General features: G+C 62.7%; 27 protein-coding genes. All 27 read right to left on the bottom strand.

Annotated features, from left to right (window positions below):
- Nucleotides 1-64: 64 nt before the first annotated feature.
- The gene (locus AC5P9I_RS19650) at nt 65-1063 is read right to left on the bottom strand and encodes a DNA-directed RNA polymerase subunit alpha (RefSeq protein WP_005408216.1); all 999 of its coding nucleotides are present in this window, start codon (nt 1061-1063) and stop codon (nt 65-67) included.
- A 55-nt stretch (nt 1064-1118) separates the two neighbouring features.
- The gene (gene rpsD, locus AC5P9I_RS19645; RefSeq protein WP_004145446.1) at nt 1119-1748 is read right to left on the bottom strand and encodes a 30S ribosomal protein S4; all 630 of its coding nucleotides are present in this window, start codon (nt 1746-1748) and stop codon (nt 1119-1121) included.
- A 15-nt stretch (nt 1749-1763) separates the two neighbouring features.
- Nucleotides 1764-2153, bottom strand: coding sequence for a 30S ribosomal protein S11 (gene rpsK, locus AC5P9I_RS19640; RefSeq protein ID WP_004145443.1), 390 nt, complete (start codon nt 2151-2153; stop codon nt 1764-1766).
- Nucleotides 2154-2164: 11 nt separating this feature from the next.
- Complete coding sequence (gene rpsM / locus AC5P9I_RS19635) at nt 2165-2521, bottom strand: 30S ribosomal protein S13 (RefSeq protein ID WP_004154500.1); 357 nt, start codon at nt 2519-2521, stop codon at nt 2165-2167.
- Nucleotides 2522-2868: 347 nt separating this feature from the next.
- Nucleotides 2869-4236: a preprotein translocase subunit SecY gene (gene secY, locus AC5P9I_RS19630; RefSeq protein WP_495217395.1), complete on the bottom strand. Its 1368-nt coding sequence runs from the start codon at nt 4234-4236 to the stop codon at nt 2869-2871.
- Between the two features lie 7 nt (nt 4237-4243).
- Entirely contained in the window at nt 4244-4687 is a 444-nt protein-coding gene (rplO, locus tag AC5P9I_RS19625; RefSeq protein WP_004154498.1) for a 50S ribosomal protein L15, read from the bottom strand.
- A 6-nt stretch (nt 4688-4693) separates the two neighbouring features.
- The gene (rpmD, locus tag AC5P9I_RS19620) at nt 4694-4885 is read right to left on the bottom strand and encodes a 50S ribosomal protein L30 (protein ID WP_005408214.1); all 192 of its coding nucleotides are present in this window, start codon (nt 4883-4885) and stop codon (nt 4694-4696) included.
- Nucleotides 4878-5420, bottom strand: a complete 543-nt coding sequence (gene rpsE, locus AC5P9I_RS19615) for a 30S ribosomal protein S5 (RefSeq protein WP_005408213.1) — start codon at nt 5418-5420, stop codon at nt 4878-4880. Before rpsE ends, rpmD begins: the two co-directional genes overlap by 8 nt.
- 161 nt (nt 5421-5581) lie before the next feature.
- The gene (rplR, locus tag AC5P9I_RS19610; RefSeq protein ID WP_169411773.1) at nt 5582-5941 is read right to left on the bottom strand and encodes a 50S ribosomal protein L18; all 360 of its coding nucleotides are present in this window, start codon (nt 5939-5941) and stop codon (nt 5582-5584) included.
- Between the two features lie 80 nt (nt 5942-6021).
- A complete protein-coding gene (rplF, locus tag AC5P9I_RS19605) occupies nt 6022-6546 on the bottom strand; it encodes a 50S ribosomal protein L6 (RefSeq protein ID WP_014646052.1) in 525 nt (174 codons plus the stop codon).
- 18 nt (nt 6547-6564) lie between these two features.
- Nucleotides 6565-6963 carry a 30S ribosomal protein S8 gene (rpsH, locus tag AC5P9I_RS19600; RefSeq protein ID WP_005408210.1) on the bottom strand — a complete coding sequence of 133 codons (399 nt, stop codon included), beginning with the start codon at nt 6961-6963 and terminating at the stop codon, nt 6565-6567.
- Between the two features lie 259 nt (nt 6964-7222).
- Nucleotides 7223-7528 (bottom strand): 30S ribosomal protein S14, encoded by a 306-nt coding sequence (gene rpsN / locus AC5P9I_RS19595; protein WP_005408209.1) that lies wholly within the window; start codon nt 7526-7528, stop codon nt 7223-7225.
- Nucleotides 7529-7546: 18 nt separating this feature from the next.
- Nucleotides 7547-8089, bottom strand: a complete 543-nt coding sequence (gene rplE, locus AC5P9I_RS19590; protein ID WP_005415416.1) for a 50S ribosomal protein L5 — start codon at nt 8087-8089, stop codon at nt 7547-7549.
- 11 nt (nt 8090-8100) lie between these two features.
- The gene (gene rplX, locus AC5P9I_RS19585; RefSeq protein WP_004154490.1) at nt 8101-8418 is read right to left on the bottom strand and encodes a 50S ribosomal protein L24; all 318 of its coding nucleotides are present in this window, start codon (nt 8416-8418) and stop codon (nt 8101-8103) included.
- A 16-nt stretch (nt 8419-8434) separates the two neighbouring features.
- A complete protein-coding gene (gene rplN / locus AC5P9I_RS19580) occupies nt 8435-8803 on the bottom strand; it encodes a 50S ribosomal protein L14 (protein ID WP_010483978.1) in 369 nt (122 codons plus the stop codon).
- A 12-nt stretch (nt 8804-8815) separates the two neighbouring features.
- Nucleotides 8816-9085, bottom strand: coding sequence for a 30S ribosomal protein S17 (rpsQ, locus tag AC5P9I_RS19575; RefSeq protein ID WP_004154489.1), 270 nt, complete (start codon nt 9083-9085; stop codon nt 8816-8818).
- 11 nt (nt 9086-9096) lie between these two features.
- Nucleotides 9097-9282, bottom strand: coding sequence for a 50S ribosomal protein L29 (gene rpmC / locus AC5P9I_RS19570; protein ID WP_004154487.1), 186 nt, complete (start codon nt 9280-9282; stop codon nt 9097-9099).
- Nucleotides 9282-9695, bottom strand: coding sequence for a 50S ribosomal protein L16 (gene rplP, locus AC5P9I_RS19565; RefSeq protein WP_004154486.1), 414 nt, complete (start codon nt 9693-9695; stop codon nt 9282-9284). Before rplP ends, rpmC begins: the two co-directional genes overlap by 1 nt.
- A gap of 5 nt (nt 9696-9700) precedes the next feature.
- Nucleotides 9701-10435, bottom strand: coding sequence for a 30S ribosomal protein S3 (gene rpsC, locus AC5P9I_RS19560; protein WP_004145350.1), 735 nt, complete (start codon nt 10433-10435; stop codon nt 9701-9703).
- A gap of 18 nt (nt 10436-10453) precedes the next feature.
- Nucleotides 10454-10789, bottom strand: coding sequence for a 50S ribosomal protein L22 (gene rplV, locus AC5P9I_RS19555; protein WP_004145348.1), 336 nt, complete (start codon nt 10787-10789; stop codon nt 10454-10456).
- Nucleotides 10790-10801: 12 nt separating this feature from the next.
- Nucleotides 10802-11071, bottom strand: coding sequence for a 30S ribosomal protein S19 (rpsS, locus tag AC5P9I_RS19550; RefSeq protein WP_005415413.1), 270 nt, complete (start codon nt 11069-11071; stop codon nt 10802-10804).
- 6 nt (nt 11072-11077) lie between these two features.
- The gene (gene rplB / locus AC5P9I_RS19545; protein ID WP_004145339.1) at nt 11078-11905 is read right to left on the bottom strand and encodes a 50S ribosomal protein L2; all 828 of its coding nucleotides are present in this window, start codon (nt 11903-11905) and stop codon (nt 11078-11080) included.
- 10 nt (nt 11906-11915) lie between these two features.
- Nucleotides 11916-12215, bottom strand: a complete 300-nt coding sequence (gene rplW / locus AC5P9I_RS19540; protein WP_004145338.1) for a 50S ribosomal protein L23 — start codon at nt 12213-12215, stop codon at nt 11916-11918.
- Nucleotides 12212-12817, bottom strand: coding sequence for a 50S ribosomal protein L4 (gene rplD / locus AC5P9I_RS19535; protein WP_049470438.1), 606 nt, complete (start codon nt 12815-12817; stop codon nt 12212-12214). The genes rplW and rplD overlap by 4 nt, the downstream gene beginning before the upstream one ends.
- Nucleotides 12818-12829: 12 nt before the next feature.
- Entirely contained in the window at nt 12830-13480 is a 651-nt protein-coding gene (gene rplC, locus AC5P9I_RS19530) for a 50S ribosomal protein L3 (RefSeq protein WP_004145336.1), read from the bottom strand.
- Nucleotides 13481-13491: 11 nt separating this feature from the next.
- Entirely contained in the window at nt 13492-13803 is a 312-nt protein-coding gene (gene rpsJ, locus AC5P9I_RS19525) for a 30S ribosomal protein S10 (protein ID WP_005408208.1), read from the bottom strand.
- Nucleotides 13804-14135: 332 nt separating this feature from the next.
- On the bottom strand, nt 14136-14276 hold a 141-nt coding region (locus AC5P9I_RS19520), incomplete at its 5' end, for an EF-Tu C-terminal domain-related protein (RefSeq protein ID WP_487247787.1).

Raw genomic sequence — 14276 nt, 5'->3', positions numbered from 1 at the left:
GTGGCGTGGTGTGTTGCGTTGAAGGCTCCACCGCGAGCGGTGGAGCCTCCAGGCATTACCGATATCAGCCCAGCATACCGTGGCTGGCGACGCCGGCCGGCGGCCAGTTCTCCAGCTTCATGCCGAGCGAAAGGCCGCGCTGAGCCAGCACTTCCTTGATCTCGGTGAGCGACTTCTTGCCCAGGTTCGGGGTCTTCAGCAGCTCCACTTCGGTCTTCTGGATCAGATCGCCGATGTAGTAGATGCTTTCAGCCTTCAGGCAGTTGGCCGAACGCACGGTCAGCTCCAGATCGTCGATCGGGCGCAGCAGCACCGGATCCACGCCGTTGTTGGCCGGCTTGGCCGCACCGCGGTCGCGGTGGGTGAAGTCACCGAACACCGACAGCTGGTCGCTGAGGATGTCGGCGGCGGTGCGCACGGCTTCCTCGGCATCGATGGTGCCGTTGGTCTCGATATCGATGACCAGCTTGTCCAGGTCGGTGCGCTGTTCGACACGCGCCGCTTCCACGGCGTAGGCGACACGGCGGACCGGCGAGAACGAGGCATCCAGGACCAGGCGGCCGATGGCACGGGTTTCTTCGTCCGGACGACGACGCGCGGCCGCCGGCTGGTAGCCGAAACCACGTTCGATCTTCAGACGCATGTTGATCGCCGTATCCTTGGTCAGGTGGCAGATCACATGGTCGCCGTTCAGGATCTCCACATTGTGGTCGACCTTGATGTCGGCAGCGGTGACAACGCCCGGGCCCTGCTTGGACAGGGACAGGGTGGCGCTGTCGCCGGAGTGCATACGGATGGCCACGTCCTTCAGGTTCAGCAGGACTTCGAGCACGTCCTCCTGCAGACCTTCGACCGTGGTGTACTCATGCAACACGCCGTCGATTTCGACTTCCGTGATGGCGAAGCCCGGGATGGACGACAGCAGCACGCGACGCAGGGCGTTGCCCAGCGTATGCCCGTAACCCCGCTCCAAAGGTTCGATGACGACCTTTGCGCGGGTGTCGGTAAGGCGTTCGATCTGCGGACCGCGAGGACGCAGAACCTGGTTGGCGGTAACCGTCATGTTGCGGGTTCTCCTAGTGAACCCCCGGCCGTCGCCGGGGGCTCTCCAATGTGAATTACTTCGAATACAGCTCGACGATCAGCGCTTCGTTGATGTCCGCAGGCAGATCCGAACGATCCGGAACAGCCTTGAAGATGCCGGTGAACTTGCCGGAATCCACTTCAACCCACGACGGGCTCAGGTCATGCTGGGCGGCGACGGTCAGGGCTTCCTGGACGCGCAGCTGCTTGGCAGCCTTTTCGGACAGAGCGATGGCGTCGCCAGCCTTGACCTGGTACGAGGCCAGGTTGACCGACTTGCCATTCACGGTGACGCCGCGGTGCGACACCAGCTGACGGGCAGCCGGACGGGTCACGGCGAAGCCCATGCGGTAGACGACGTTGTCCAGGCGGGTTTCCAGCAGCTGCAGCAGGTTCTCGCCGGTGTTGCCCTTCTTGGTCGAGGCCTTCTTGTAGTAGTTGCGGAACTGACGCTCCAGCAGGCCGTAGATACGCTTGACCTTCTGCTTTTCACGCAGCTGGGTGGCGTAGTCGGACAGCTTGCCCTTGCGGGCAGTGGCGCCGTGCTGGCCGGGCTTCTGCTCCAGCTTGCACTTGGAGTCCAGCGCACGCGCCGGGCTCTTCAGGGACAGGTCGGCGCCTTCGCGGCGGGCGAGCTTACAGGTAGGACCGATATAACGAGCCATTTCTTATCGCTCCCTTTAGACGCGACGCTTCTTCGGCGGACGGCACCCGTTGTGCGGGATGGGCGTCACGTCGATGATGTTGGTGATCTTGTAGCCGACGTTGTTCAACGAACGCACGGCCGACTCACGGCCCGGACCCGGGCCCTTGATGCGGACTTCCAGCGACTTCACGCCGTAGTCCAGCGCAGCACGACCGGCCTTTTCAGCCGCCACCTGGGCAGCGAACGGGGTCGACTTGCGCGAACCGCGGAAGCCAGCGCCACCGGAGGTTGCCCACGACAGAGCGTTGCCCTGGCGGTCGGTGATGGTGACGATGGTGTTGTTGAACGAAGCGTGGACGTGGGCGACGCCGTCGGTGACGACGCGCTTGATCTTCTTCTTGGTCTTAGCAGCGGGCTTAGCCATTTCTCAGTCCCTTACTTCTTGATCGCCTTGCGCGGACCCTTGCGGGTGCGGGCGTTGGTACGGGTGCGCTGGCCACGCAGCGGGAGACCACGACGGTGACGCAGGCCGCGGTAGCAGCCCAGGTCCATCAGGCGCTTGATCGCGATGCCGATCTCACGGCGCAGATCGCCTTCCACGATGTACTTGCCGACTTCGGCGCGCAGGCGCTCGATTTCCGGCTCCGACAGATCGCGGATCTTGGTGGTCGAAGCAACGCCTGCGACTTCGCAGACCTTCTTCGAACGGGTACGGCCGATGCCGTAAATGCTTTGCAACCCGACCCAGACATGCTTCTGGGCTGGCAGGTTGACGCCTGCAATACGCGCCATGACGCGGTTCTCCAGCTGAGTGATGGCCGACAGCGCGCCTCGGGCACGCCAATCCGGCAGGATGGATCAAAAAAGTGAACTAGCGATACTAACAAGGTTCCGGTTTACATGGAAGCCCGTGAAACCATTGGTTTCATGAACCCGGCCTGGGGAGTGTGCCCAGGCTCCGGCGCCGGATGGGGTTGGACCTGGGGTTTCCCCCGGGGCCGCCCGCGCTACTCCAGCGCGGGACCACCTCATCACACCCCCACCCGGAACCGCTGCGGGGGCCGCCCTTCGTTTGTGTGGCCGAAGTCCGCGAAGCGGAGGGACCATCACGTCAGGAAGACGAAAGTATAACAGCTCAATCAGCCGCGGGCAAAACCGCCGCGGTTGCCGCCCTTCAGGTTGGCCTTCTTCAGCAGGCTCTCGTACTGTTGGGACATCAGGTGCGCCTGCACCTGGGCGATGAAGTCCATCACCACCACCACCACGATCAGCAGCGAAGTACCACCGAAGTAGAACGAGGCGTTCAGCTGCGTGCGCATCAGTTCCGGCAGCAGGCAGACGATCACCAGGTACGCCGAACCGGCAGCGGTCAGGCGGGTCAGCACGCCGTCGATGTAGTCGGCGGTGGCCTTGCCCGGACGGATGCCCGGGATCAGCGCGCCCGACTTCTTCAGGTTGTCGGCGGTTTCCTGCGAGTTGAAGACCAGCGCGGTATAGAAGAACGCAAAGCCGGTGATCAGCGCAGCGAATACGATCATGTGCAGCGGCTCGCCCGGGCCGAGCGCGTTGGCGACCTTCTGCAGCACCTGGCCGAAGCTGCTCTGGTTGGCCGCCTGGCCCGACCACATGGCCAGGGTGGCCGGGAAGGCCAGCAGGCTCGAGGCGAAGATCGCCGGGATGACGCCGGCCATGTTGAGCTTCAGCGGCAGGAACGAGGTCTGGTTCATGTACGCGTTGCGACCGCCCTGGCGGCGCGCGTAGTTCACCGTGATCCGGCGCTGGCCGCGCTCGACGAACACCACGAAGAAGGTGAAGGCAAGCACAACGATGGCGATCAGCAGCAGCTGGATGAACTGGATGTTGCCGTCGCGGTAGGCGTCGAAGGTGTGGATGACCGCACCCGGCAGGCCGGCCACGATACCGGCGAAGATGATCAGCGAGACGCCGTTGCCGATGCCACGCTCGGTGACCTGCTCGCCCACCCACATCAGGAACATGGTGCCGGCGGTCAGCGCGACCACGGCGGTGAGCACGAAGCCCATGCCCGGCGCGTACACGACCGGAGCGCCCGACGGCGAGACCTGGCCCTGCAGGGCCAGCGCGATCGAGCCGCCCTGCACCACCGCCAGCAGCACGGCGCCGATGCGCGAATACTGGGTGATCTTGCGGCGGCCGGACTCACCTTCCTTCTGCATCGCCTTCAGCGCGGGGAAGATGTGCACCGCCAGCTGCATCACGATCGATGCCGAAATGTACGGCATCACGTTCAGCGCGAAGATGCTGAAACGGTGCAGGGCGCCGCCCGAGAACATGTTGAACATGTCCACGATGCCGCCGCCCTGCTGTTGCATCATGGCAAGCATGGCATCGGGATTGACGCCCGGCACCGGCACGTAGCAGCCGATGCGATAGACGATCAAAGCCCCGACGACGAACAGCAAACGTTGGCGAAGTTCAGTGAACTTGCCCATTCCGCCCGCGAGGTTACCGATGCCAGCTTGCGCCATGATTTTCTTACTCCGTTACGCTGCCGCCGGCAGCTTCGATTGCAGCCTTGGCACCGGCCGTGGCAGCAATACCCTTCAGGGTGAACGCCTTGGTCACTTCGCCCTTGACGACGACCTTGGCCTTCTTTGCGGTGCTCGGGACCAGCTTGGCAGCACGCAGGGCGGCGAAATCGATCTCACCGGCCGGCAGCTTGTCCAGCGCGTACAGCAGCACTTCAGCGGTGTCCTTGGCGATCGGCGAACGGAAGCCGATCTTCGGCAGACGGCGCTGCATGGGGGTCTGGCCGCCTTCGAAGCCAGCCTTGATCTTGCCGCCACCCTTACGGGCGAACGAACCCTTGTGGCCGCGGCCGGCAGTCTTGCCCAGGCCCGAGCCGATACCGCGGCCGACGCGGGTGCGCTCGGTGCGGGCGCCCGGTGCCGGGCTCAGTTCATTGAGACGCAGAGTCATGGTCGATTACTCCTCAACCTGGACGAGGTACTGAACCTTATTGATCAGGCCGCGTACCTGCGGGCTGTCCTTCAGTTCACGCACATCGTTGAGCTTGTTCAGGCCCAGGGCACGCACCGACAGGCGGTGACGCGACTGGGTACCACGCAGGCCACGCACCAGGCGGACCTTCACAGTCTTGTTGGACTCATTAGCCATGGTTGAGTTCCTCCACCTTCTTACCGCGCTTGGCCGCGATGCGAGCCGGCGACTGCGCAGCAGACAGGCCCTTCACGGTGGCACGCACCAGGTTGATCGGGTTGCGCGAACCGGTGGCCTTGGCCAGCACGTTCTTCACGCCAACGGCTTCCAGCACGGCGCGCATGGCACCGCCGGCGATCACGCCGGTACCTTCCGAAGCCGGCTGCATGAACACGCGGGCTGCGCCGTGACCATCCTTGATGGTGTGCCACAGGGTGCCGTTGTTCAGGTCAACGCTGACCAGGTTCTTGCGGGCCTGCTCCATCGACTTCTGGATGGCGACCGGCACTTCGCGGGCCTTGCCATAACCGAAACCGACCTTGCCTTCGCCGTCGCCGACAACGGTCAGGGCGGTGAAGGTGAACTGGCGGCCACCCTTGACGGTCTTGCTGACGCGGTTGACCGCGACCAGCTTTTCGATCATGCCGTCGTCGATCTTCTCTTCGCGGTTACGGTCGCGATCGCGACCCCGCTGCTGACGCTCTTCTGCCATGTTGATTCCTTGGTTGTTTGGGTATGTACGGCTCGAGGCCGCTTATGGTTGTGGAGTGACGCGTTGTTCCGGTGGGCCGCTGCAGAAGAGCGGCGCCGTCCAGCCTCGCTCAGGCTGGCGAGCAGGCAGGCAGGAGGCCATCGGCCCCCTGCCCTTGTCCCTTAGAACTGCAGGCCGGCTTCGCGGGCGGCTTCTGCCAGGGCCTTGATGCGGCCGTGGTAGCGGTAGCCCGAACGATCGAAGGCAACCTTCTCGACGCCGGCGGCCTTGGCGCGCTCGGCGACGATGCGGCCAACCTTGGCAGCGGCATCGGCGTTCTTGCCGTTCTTCAGGCCTTCCTTGACGTCGGTCTGGGTGGTGTTGGCGGCAGCCAGCACCTTCGAACCGTCAGCGGTGAAGACCTGGGCGTACAGGTGCTGGCCGGTGCGCAGCACCGACAGGCGGGCGACGCCGAGCTCACGGATGTGGGCGCGGGTCGACTTGGCGCGACGCAGGCGGGCGATGTTCTTGTTCATTTTGATTGTTCCTTGAAAGCTGAAGGATGGGCTTTTCCCTGAGGAGTCCGCACATGGATGTGCGGGCTCTCGCGAGGGACTCGCACTTACGCCTTCTTGGCTTCCTTACGGATGATGACTTCGTCGGAGTACTTCACGCCCTTGCCCTTGTACGGCTCCGGCTTGCGGAACGCACGGATCTTGGCGGCGACTTCACCGACAACCTGCTTGTCAGCGCCCTGGACCAGGATCTCGGTCTGGGTCGGGGTGGTGATGGTGATGCCTTCCGGCGCCACGAACACGACCGGGTGCGAGAAGCCCAGCGACAGGCTCAGGTCCTTGCCCTGCATGGCAGCGCGGTAACCCACGCCAACCAGCTCCAGCTTGCGCTCGAAGCCTTCGGACACGCCCTTGACCATGTTGGACAGGATCGCACGCACGGTGCCGGTCAGTGCGACCAGCTCGGCGTTCTCGGTGCTCAGGGTGGCAACGCCATTGTCGACGTTGATGGCAATGCCGGCCGGCTTGGCCAGCGACAGGGTGCCCTTCGGGCCCTTGGCGGTGACGCTGTCCGACTGGACGTTCAGTTCAACCTTACCCAGGGTGATCGGCTTCTTGGCTACGCGGGACATAGTTCTACTCCTTTCGCCTTAGGCCACGAAGCACAGGACTTCGCCGCCGACGCCCAGCTGGCGCGCCTGCGCATCAGTCATGATGCCCTTGGAGGTGGAAATGATGGAGATACCCAGGCCGTTCATGACCTTCGGCAGCTCGCTCTTGCCGCGGTACTGGCGCAGGCCCGAACGCGAGAAGCGCTTCAGGGTCGCGATGACCGGCTTGCCTTCGAAATACTTCAGCACGATTTCCAGCTCGGACTTGTTGTTTTCCAGCTGGGTCACGCGCAGGTCGGTGATGTAACCCTCGTCCTTCAGGACCTGGGCGATCGCAACCTTGATCTTGGACGACGGGGCTTTCACCGTCTGCTTGCCAACTGCGGCCGCATTCTTGATGCGGACCAGCAGGTCGGCGATGGGATCAGTCATGCTCATATGAGTACCTTTGAGTGCACCGATATCCGCTTTCGCGAAAATCTGTTGTCTCCTGGAAACGGGCCAGGTCCCTTGATGCAGCGGGCCAGGGCCCACTCCTACAACCCCGTCTGCACAGGGCAAGACGCGGGAGTATACGCCAAAAGAGCCCGACTTGCGTCGGGCTCTTCGGGTTTTTTTCGCAGAAAGGAAGCTGAACAGCCCCCTCCCCCGGTTCAGCACCCCCGCAAGGAGGTGCTGATCGCAGGGCCGGCTGGGATTACCAGCTGGCCTTGCGCAGGCCCGGGACGTCGCCACGCATGGTGGCTTCGCGCAGCTTGTTGCGGCCGAGGCCGAACTTGCTGTACACGCCACGCGGACGACCCGACAGCTCGCAACGGTTGCGCTGACGGCTCGGCGACGAATCGCGCGGCAGCTTGGCCAGCTTGGTTGCGGCGTCGATCTTCTCTTCGTAGGTCGCGTCCACGGAGGACACGATCTTCTTCAGAGCCGCACGCTTCTCAGCGTACTTCTTGGCCAGCTTTTCCCGCTTGATGTCGCGGTTGACCATGGAGGTCTTTGCCATTTCGGTTTCCTCGACAGATCAGTTACGGAACGGGAACTTGAACGCTGCCAGCAGCGCCTTCGCTTCCGCGTCGGTCTTCGCAGTGGTGGTGATGGCGATATCCATACCGCGGATCGCGTCGACGGCGTCGAAGTCGATTTCCGGGAAGATGATCTGTTCCTTCACACCCATGTTGAAGTTGCCGCGGCCGTCGAAGGAACGACCGGAAACACCACGGAAGTCGCGCACGCGCGGCAGCGAGATGTTGATCAGGCGGTCCAGGAACTCGTACATCTTGTGGCGACGCAGCGTGGTCTTGCAGCCGATCGGCCAACCATCACGGATCTTGAACGACGCAACCGAGATACGCGACTTGGTGACAACCGGCTTCTGGCCGGAAATCTTGGTCATGTCCGCGACGGCGTTTTCCAGGATCTTCTTGTTGGTGGCAGCCTCGCCGACACCCATGTTCAGGGTGACCTTGACGAGCTTCGGTACTTCCATCGGATTGGTGTAGCCGAACTGCTTCATCAGCGCCGGCACCACTTCTTCCTTGTAGATCTTTTCGAGACGGGAAGTCATCTTCACATTCCTCAGGCGTCGAGCGCCTCACCGCTGGAGCGGAACACACGCAGTTTGCGTCCATCCTCCAGCACCTTGAAGCCAACGCGTTCGCCCTTGCCCGAAGCCGGGTTCAGCACGTTCACGTTGGAGATATGGATCGAAGCTTCGCGCTCGACCACGCCGCCGGCAACACCTGCCTGCGGGTTCGGCTTGGTGTGGCGCTTGACGATGTTCACGTTGGCGACGACCACACGGTCGCCGTCGACGCGGACGACTTCGCCCTGCTTGCCCTTGTCCTTGCCAGCGTTGACGACAACCTGGTCGCCCTTCTTGATACGGTTAGCCATGATTATCTCCTGTCGCTCACAGCACTTCGGGAGCGAGCGAGACGATCTTCATGAACTTCTCCGAACGAAGTTCACGGGTCACCGGCCCGAAGATACGGGTACCGATCGGCTCCTGCTTGTTGTTCAGCAGGACGGCAGCGTTGCCGTCGAAGCGGATCAGCGAACCGTCGGCGCGACGCACACCCTTGCGGGTACGCACCACGACGGCGTCATACACTTCACCCTTCTTGACCTTGCCGCGCGGAATCGCATCCTTCACGGTGACCTTGATGATGTCGCCGATGCCGGCGTAACGGCGCTTGGAACCACCCAGCACCTTGAAGCACATCACCTGCTTGGCACCCGAATTGTCCGCGACGTCAAGGTAGCTCTGCATCTGGATCATGATTCAGACTCCTTATTCAGCCGCACGCGTGATGACTTCCACCACGCGCCAGTTCTTGGTCTTGGACATCGGAGCAATCTCGGTCACGCGGACGACATCGCCTTCCTTGCAGGCGTTGTCGGCATCGTGGGCGTGCAGCTTGGTCGAGCGCTTGATGTACTTGCCGTACAGCGCGTGCTTGACCTGACGCTCAACCAGGACGGTAACCGTCTTGTCCATCTTGTTGCTGACGACACGGCCTTCGACCGTGCGCAGCGTCTTCTTTTCAGTATTGTCGCTCATAGCGGCCATCCTTACTTCGTGCTGCCGAGCAGGGTCTTGACGCGAGCAATCTCGCGACGGACCCGGCGAATGTCGTGGGTCTTCGGCAGCTGGCCGGTGACCTGCTGCATACGGACAGAGAACTGTTCCTTACGCAGGTCGATCAGGTGGGCCTTGAGTTCGTCAGCCGACTTTTCACGGAGAGTTTTGATATCCATCAGCGCACCGTACGGGTCACGAAAGTGGTGGTGACCGAGAGCTTGGCGGCGGCCAGGCGGAACGCCTCGCGAGCCACTTCCTCGGAAACACCCTCGATTTCATAGATCATGCGGCCGGGCTGGATCTGGGCCACCCAGTATTCCACGTTACCCTTACCCGAACCCATTCGAACTTCGATGGGCTTCTTGGTGATGGGCTTGTCGGGGAACACGCGGATCCACATCTTGCCGCCGCGCTTGACGTAGCGGCTGATCGAGCGGCGGGCCGCTTCGATCTGACGCGCGGTCAGCTGACCGTGTGCGGTTGCCTTCAGGCCGTATTCGCCGAAGCTGACAGCGTTGGCGCTCCAGCTCAGGCCATCGTTACGGCCCTTGTGTACCTTGCGGTACTTGGTTCGCTTGGGTTGCAACATTGTCGTTACCTCGCTTCACGGGCCGGGCGCTGACGGTCACCACGGTCGCCGCGATCGTGACGATCGTTGCGCGACGGGGTGTCGTCCTGCTTTTCCTGGCCAACCTGGGAGAAATCGAAGACCTCGCCCTTGTAGATCCAGACCTTGATGCCGATGATGCCGTAGGTCGTCTTGGCTTCAGCGAAGCCATAGTCGATGTCGGCACGCAGGGTGTGCAGCGGCACGCGGCCTTCGCGGTACCACTCCGAACGGGCGATTTCAGCACCGTTGAGGCGGCCACCAACGTTGACCTTGATGCCCAGGGCACCCAGGCGCATCGCGTTGCCGACCGAGCGCTTCATTGCACGGCGGAACATGATGCGACGCTCCAGCTGCTGGGCGATCGACTCGGCAACGAGCTGCGCGTCCAGTTCCGGCTTGCGCACTTCGGTGACGTTGATGTGCGCCGGGACGCCCATCATCTCGCTCACTTCCTTGCGCAGCTTCTCGATGTCCTCACCGCGCTTGCCGATCACCACGCCCGGACGGGCGGTGTGGATCGTCACGCGAGCGGTCTTGGCCGGACGCTCGATCAGGATCTTGCTGATGCCGGCCTGGGCCAGCTTCTTGCGCAGCATTTCGCGCACTTTCAGGTCGGCTGCCAGGTAACCGGCGAACTCGGCCTTGTTGGCGTACCACTTGGAGTTCCAGTCCTTGGAAATGCCGAGGCGGATACCAATCGGATGAACTTTATGACCCATGGTCTTTTCCTTATCCGCTTACTTGGCGGCGCCCACAACCACAGTGATGTGGCTGGTGCGCTTGAGGATGCGGGTACCGCGGCCTTTCGCCCGCGCCATGAAACGCTTCAGGGTCGGACCTTCATCAACCATGATGGTCTGAACCTTCAGCTCGTCGACGTCGGCGCCCTGGTTGTTCTCGGCGTTGGCAATTGCCGACTCCACCACCTTCTTGATCAGGTGGGCAGCCTTCTTGTCCGAGAACTTCAGCAGGTTGACCGCACGTTCGGCCGGCAGACCGCGCACCTGGTCAGCGACCAGACGAGCCTTCTGCGGGGAGATGCGCGCAGTGCGCAGGATGGCTTTCGCTTCCATTGTCATCTCTCCTTACTTGCCCGACTTCTTGTCACCACCGTGACCCTTGAAGGTCCGGGTGATGGCAAATTCGCCGAGCTTGTGGCCGACCATGTTCTCGTTGACGAGAACCGGGATGTGGTTCTTGCCGTTATGCACGGCAATGGTGATGCCTACCATGTCAGGCAGGATCATCGAACGGCGCGACCAGGTCTTGATCGGCTTCTTGCTGCCCGCAGCGGCCTCCACCTTCTTGACGAGGTGGTGATCGACGAACGGGCCCTTCTTGAGTGAACGTGCCATGGTCGATTAGCCCCTACGATCGCGGACGATGAACTGCTGAGTGCGCTTGTTATGGCGCGTCTTGTAACCCTTGGTCGGAACACCCCACGGGGTGACCGGATGCGGGTTACCCTGGCCGGCCTTGGCCTCACCACCACCGTGCGGGTGGTCAACCGGGTTCATGGCAGCACCACGAACGGTCGGGCGGACGCCGCGCCAACGCTTGGCACCGGCCTTGCCCAGCTTTTCCAGGCTGTGCTCGTCGTTGCCGACTTCGCCGATGGTGGCGCAGCACTCGACCGGAACCTTGCGCATTTCACCCGAGCGCAGGCGCAGGGTGGCGTAGATGCCTTCGCGAGCCACCAGCTGCACGGCCGCACCAGCGGCGCGAGCGATCTGAGCGCCCTTGCCCGGCTTCAGCTCGATGCAGTGGATGGTGGTGCCGACCGGGATGTTGCGCAGCGGCAGGGTGTTGCCGGCCTTGATCGGGGCGTCCGAACCAGCGATCACCTGATCACCGGCCTTCAGGCCCTTCGGGGCGATGATGTAGCGACGCTCACCATCGACGTAGCACAGCAGGGCGATGTGGGCGGTGCGGTTCGGATCGTATTCGATGCGTTCCACGCGCGCCGGGATGCCCAGCTTGTTGCGCTTGAAGTCGATGATGCGGTAGTGCTGCTTGGCACCACCACCGACGTGACGCACGGTGATGCGGCCGTGGTGGTTGCGGCCACCCGAGCGGCTCTGCGACTCGACCAGTGCGGCGTGCGGAGCACCCTTGTGCAGGTCGGGCGTAACCACGCGCACGGCCGAACGGCGGCCGGGGGAAGTGGGCTTGAATTTCATCAATGGCATGGGATGTACCTCAGGCCTTGGCCGTTACATCGATCGACTGGCCGTCGGCCAGGCGAACGTACGCCTTGCGCCAATCGCCGCGGCGGCCAGCACGGTTACGGAAGGACTTGTTCTTGCCCTTGACGTTGACCACGTTGACGGCTTCGACCTTGACGTCGAACAGCTGCTCAACCGCGGCCTTTACATCGGCCTTGGTGGCTTCGTTCGAAACTTCGAAGACATACTGGTTGGAGAGTTCCTGCAGGCGCGCGGTCTTTTCGGAGACACGCGGGGCACGCAGCACGCTGAAGATTTTTTCGTTGCTGTTCATGCCAGCCACTCCTCGACCTTCTTGACCGCGTCAGCGGTGATGACGACCGTGTCGGCACCCACCAGCGAGACCGGATCCAGGCCCTGGACGTCACGCACCTGCACGTACGGCAGATTGCGGGCGGACAGGTACAGGTGCTCGGACGCTTCTTCGGTGACGATCAGCGGGCGCTTGCCCACTTCCAGGCCGGCCAGCTTGGCGACCAGACCCTTCGTGTTGGTCGCTTCGACGTCGAAGGACTCCACGATGGTCAGGCGGCCCTGACGGTTCAGCTCGGACAGGATCGCGCACATGGCGGCACGGTACTGCTTACGATTGACCTTCTGCTCGAAGCTGCGCGGCTTGGCCGCGAAGGTGACACCGCCGCCGACGAAGATCGGAGCCGTCAGTGCGCCATGACGCGCGCCGCCGCCCTTCTGCTTCTTCGACTTCTTGGTGGTACCAGCCACTTCGGAGCGAGTCTTCTGTGCCTTGGTGCCGGCGCGACCGGCGTTGCGGTAGGCAACGACGACCTGGTGGACCAGATCTTCGCTGAAATCGCGACCGAACACGGCGTCGGAGACCGAGACCTTGTTGTTGCTACCCGTGATAACGAGTTCCATCGTCATCTCTCCTTATGCCTTGCTCGCCGGACGGACGATCACATCGCCACCCGCCGCGCCCGGAACGGCGCCGCGAACGGCGATCAGACCGCGCTCGACGTCGACCTTGACCACTTCCAGGTTCTGGGTGCTCTGCTGCACCGCGCCCATGTGGCCCGACATCTTCTTGCCCGGGAAAACGCGACCCGGGGTCTGGCGCTGACCCAGCGAACCCGGCGCGCGATGCGACAGCGAGTTACCGTGGGTTGCATCGCCCATACGGAAGTTGTGGCGCTTGATGGTGCCCTGGAAGCCCTTACCCTTGGTGACACCCTGGACGTCGACGATCTGGCCGACTTCGAAGATGTCCGCCTTGACTTCGCCGCCAACGGCGAAATCGCCGAGCTGCGCGTCTTCAACGCGGAATTCCCACAGGCCACGACCCGCTTCCACCTTCGCCTTGGCGAAGTGGCCGGCTTCCGGCTTGTTGACCAGGGCAGCGCGACGCGCGCCGACGGTCACCTGCACGGCGCTGTAGCCGTCGGTTTCGACGGTCTTGATCTGCGCGATGCGGTTCGGGGTTGCTTCGATCAGGGTCACCGGGATGGAACGGCCATCTTCGGTGAACACGCGGCTCATGCCGGCCTTGCGGCCCACGAAGCCCAACGAATACTTCTTCGTCATGGTCGTAGTCCTCAGGTCAGCTTGATCTGAACGTCGACGCCGGCAGCCAGTTCGAGCTTCATCAGCGCGTCCACGGTCTTGTCATTCGGGTCAACGATATCGAGCACGCGCTTGTGCGTGCGGGTCTCGTACTGGTCACGCGCGTCCTTGTCGACGTGCGGGGAGACGAGAACGGTGTAACGCTCGATCTTGGTCGGCAGCGGGATCGGGCCACGCACTTGCGCGCCGGTCCGCTTTGCCGTTTCAACGATCTCGCTGGCCGAACGGTCGATCAGACGATGATCGAACGCTTTCAGCCGGATCCGGATCTTTTGGTCCGCCATGGCGGTAGGTTCCTTCGTTAAAAGAGCGACAGACAAAGCCTCTGGGTTGCTTTGCCCCATGAAATTCCTGAATACGGACGGCCCGCAGTCCTGCAGGCCGACAAGGTCACTCCATGGACCTCAAAAACGTAGGCAGACCAGTTTCCCGGCCCGCCCAGACGTAGAAGCATAATGGCACGCAAGGCAGCTGTCAACAGTCGCCTGTTGACGCCGCCTGAATGGCATTGACCCTTCCTGGTCCGGGGAACACAAGGCACGTCCTGTGCCTGCTTTCCCATTTGATACGCCCCGATGCCCTACCCAGGCAACATCGGGGCGCAGATACTACCAGATTACTCGATGATCTTCGAGACCACGCCGGCGCCGACGGTACGGCCGCCTTCGCGGATGGCGAAGCGCAGGCCTTCGTCCATGGCCACCGGGTTGATCAGGGTGACGACCATCTTGACGTTGTCACCCGGCATCACCATTTC

The organism is Stenotrophomonas sp. YJH_SMC_29 (assembly GCF_059371235.1).
This window is presented reverse-complemented; position numbering and strand designations above follow the sequence as displayed.

What these genes read in the sequence shown, in the direction of transcription:
- rplB (WP_004145339.1), bottom strand. Translation starts at nt 11,905, where the DNA reads ATGCCATTGATGAAATTCAAGCCCACTTCCCCCGGCCGCCGTTCGGCC.
- rpmC (WP_004154487.1), bottom strand. Translation starts at nt 9,282, where the DNA reads ATGGATATCAAAACTCTCCGTGAAAAGTCGGCTGACGAACTCAAGGCC.
- rpsC (WP_004145350.1), bottom strand. Translation starts at nt 10,435, where the DNA reads ATGGGTCATAAAGTTCATCCGATTGGTATCCGCCTCGGCATTTCCAAG.
- rpsS (WP_005415413.1), bottom strand. Translation starts at nt 11,071, where the DNA reads ATGGCACGTTCACTCAAGAAGGGCCCGTTCGTCGATCACCACCTCGTC.
- rplD (WP_049470438.1), bottom strand. Translation starts at nt 12,817, where the DNA reads ATGGAACTCGTTATCACGGGTAGCAACAACAAGGTCTCGGTCTCCGAC.
- rplX (WP_004154490.1), bottom strand. Translation starts at nt 8,418, where the DNA reads ATGGCTAACCGTATCAAGAAGGGCGACCAGGTTGTCGTCAACGCTGGC.
- rplF (WP_014646052.1), bottom strand. Translation starts at nt 6,546, where the DNA reads ATGTCCCGCGTAGCCAAGAAGCCGATCACCCTGGGTAAGGTTGAACTG.
- rpsH (WP_005408210.1), bottom strand. Translation starts at nt 6,963, where the DNA reads ATGAGCATGACTGATCCCATCGCCGACCTGCTGGTCCGCATCAAGAAT.
- rplC (WP_004145336.1), bottom strand. Translation starts at nt 13,480, where the DNA reads ATGACGAAGAAGTATTCGTTGGGCTTCGTGGGCCGCAAGGCCGGCATG.
- rpmD (WP_005408214.1), bottom strand. Translation starts at nt 4,885, where the DNA reads ATGGCTAATGAGTCCAACAAGACTGTGAAGGTCCGCCTGGTGCGTGGC.
- rpsM (WP_004154500.1), bottom strand. Translation starts at nt 2,521, where the DNA reads ATGGCGCGTATTGCAGGCGTCAACCTGCCAGCCCAGAAGCATGTCTGG.
- rplP (WP_004154486.1), bottom strand. Translation starts at nt 9,695, where the DNA reads ATGTTGCAACCCAAGCGAACCAAGTACCGCAAGGTACACAAGGGCCGT.
- rpsD (WP_004145446.1), bottom strand. Translation starts at nt 1,748, where the DNA reads ATGGCTCGTTATATCGGTCCTACCTGTAAGCTCGCCCGCCGCGAAGGC.
- rplO (WP_004154498.1), bottom strand. Translation starts at nt 4,687, where the DNA reads ATGACTCTGCGTCTCAATGAACTGAGCCCGGCACCGGGCGCCCGCACC.
- rpsE (WP_005408213.1), bottom strand. Translation starts at nt 5,420, where the DNA reads ATGGCAGAAGAGCGTCAGCAGCGGGGTCGCGATCGCGACCGTAACCGC.
- rpsK (WP_004145443.1), bottom strand. Translation starts at nt 2,153, where the DNA reads ATGGCTAAGCCCGCTGCTAAGACCAAGAAGAAGATCAAGCGCGTCGTC.
- rpsQ (WP_004154489.1), bottom strand. Translation starts at nt 9,085, where the DNA reads ATGAGCGACAATACTGAAAAGAAGACGCTGCGCACGGTCGAAGGCCGT.
- rplW (WP_004145338.1), bottom strand. Translation starts at nt 12,215, where the DNA reads ATGAACAGCAACGAAAAAATCTTCAGCGTGCTGCGTGCCCCGCGTGTC.
- secY (WP_495217395.1), bottom strand. Translation starts at nt 4,236, where the DNA reads ATGGCGCAAGCTGGCATCGGTAACCTCGCGGGCGGAATGGGCAAGTTC.
- rplE (WP_005415416.1), bottom strand. Translation starts at nt 8,089, where the DNA reads ATGACTTCCCGTCTCGAAAAGATCTACAAGGAAGAAGTGGTGCCGGCG.
- rplN (WP_010483978.1), bottom strand. Translation starts at nt 8,803, where the DNA reads ATGATCCAGATGCAGAGCTACCTTGACGTCGCGGACAATTCGGGTGCC.
- rpsJ (WP_005408208.1), bottom strand. Translation starts at nt 13,803, where the DNA reads ATGGCGGACCAAAAGATCCGGATCCGGCTGAAAGCGTTCGATCATCGT.
- rpsN (WP_005408209.1), bottom strand. Translation starts at nt 7,528, where the DNA reads ATGGCAAAGACCTCCATGGTCAACCGCGACATCAAGCGGGAAAAGCTG.
- rplV (WP_004145348.1), bottom strand. Translation starts at nt 10,789, where the DNA reads ATGGAAGCGAAAGCCATCCTGCGCACTGCGCGCATCTCCCCGCAGAAG.
- AC5P9I_RS19650 (WP_005408216.1), bottom strand. Translation starts at nt 1,063, where the DNA reads ATGACGGTTACCGCCAACCAGGTTCTGCGTCCTCGCGGTCCGCAGATC.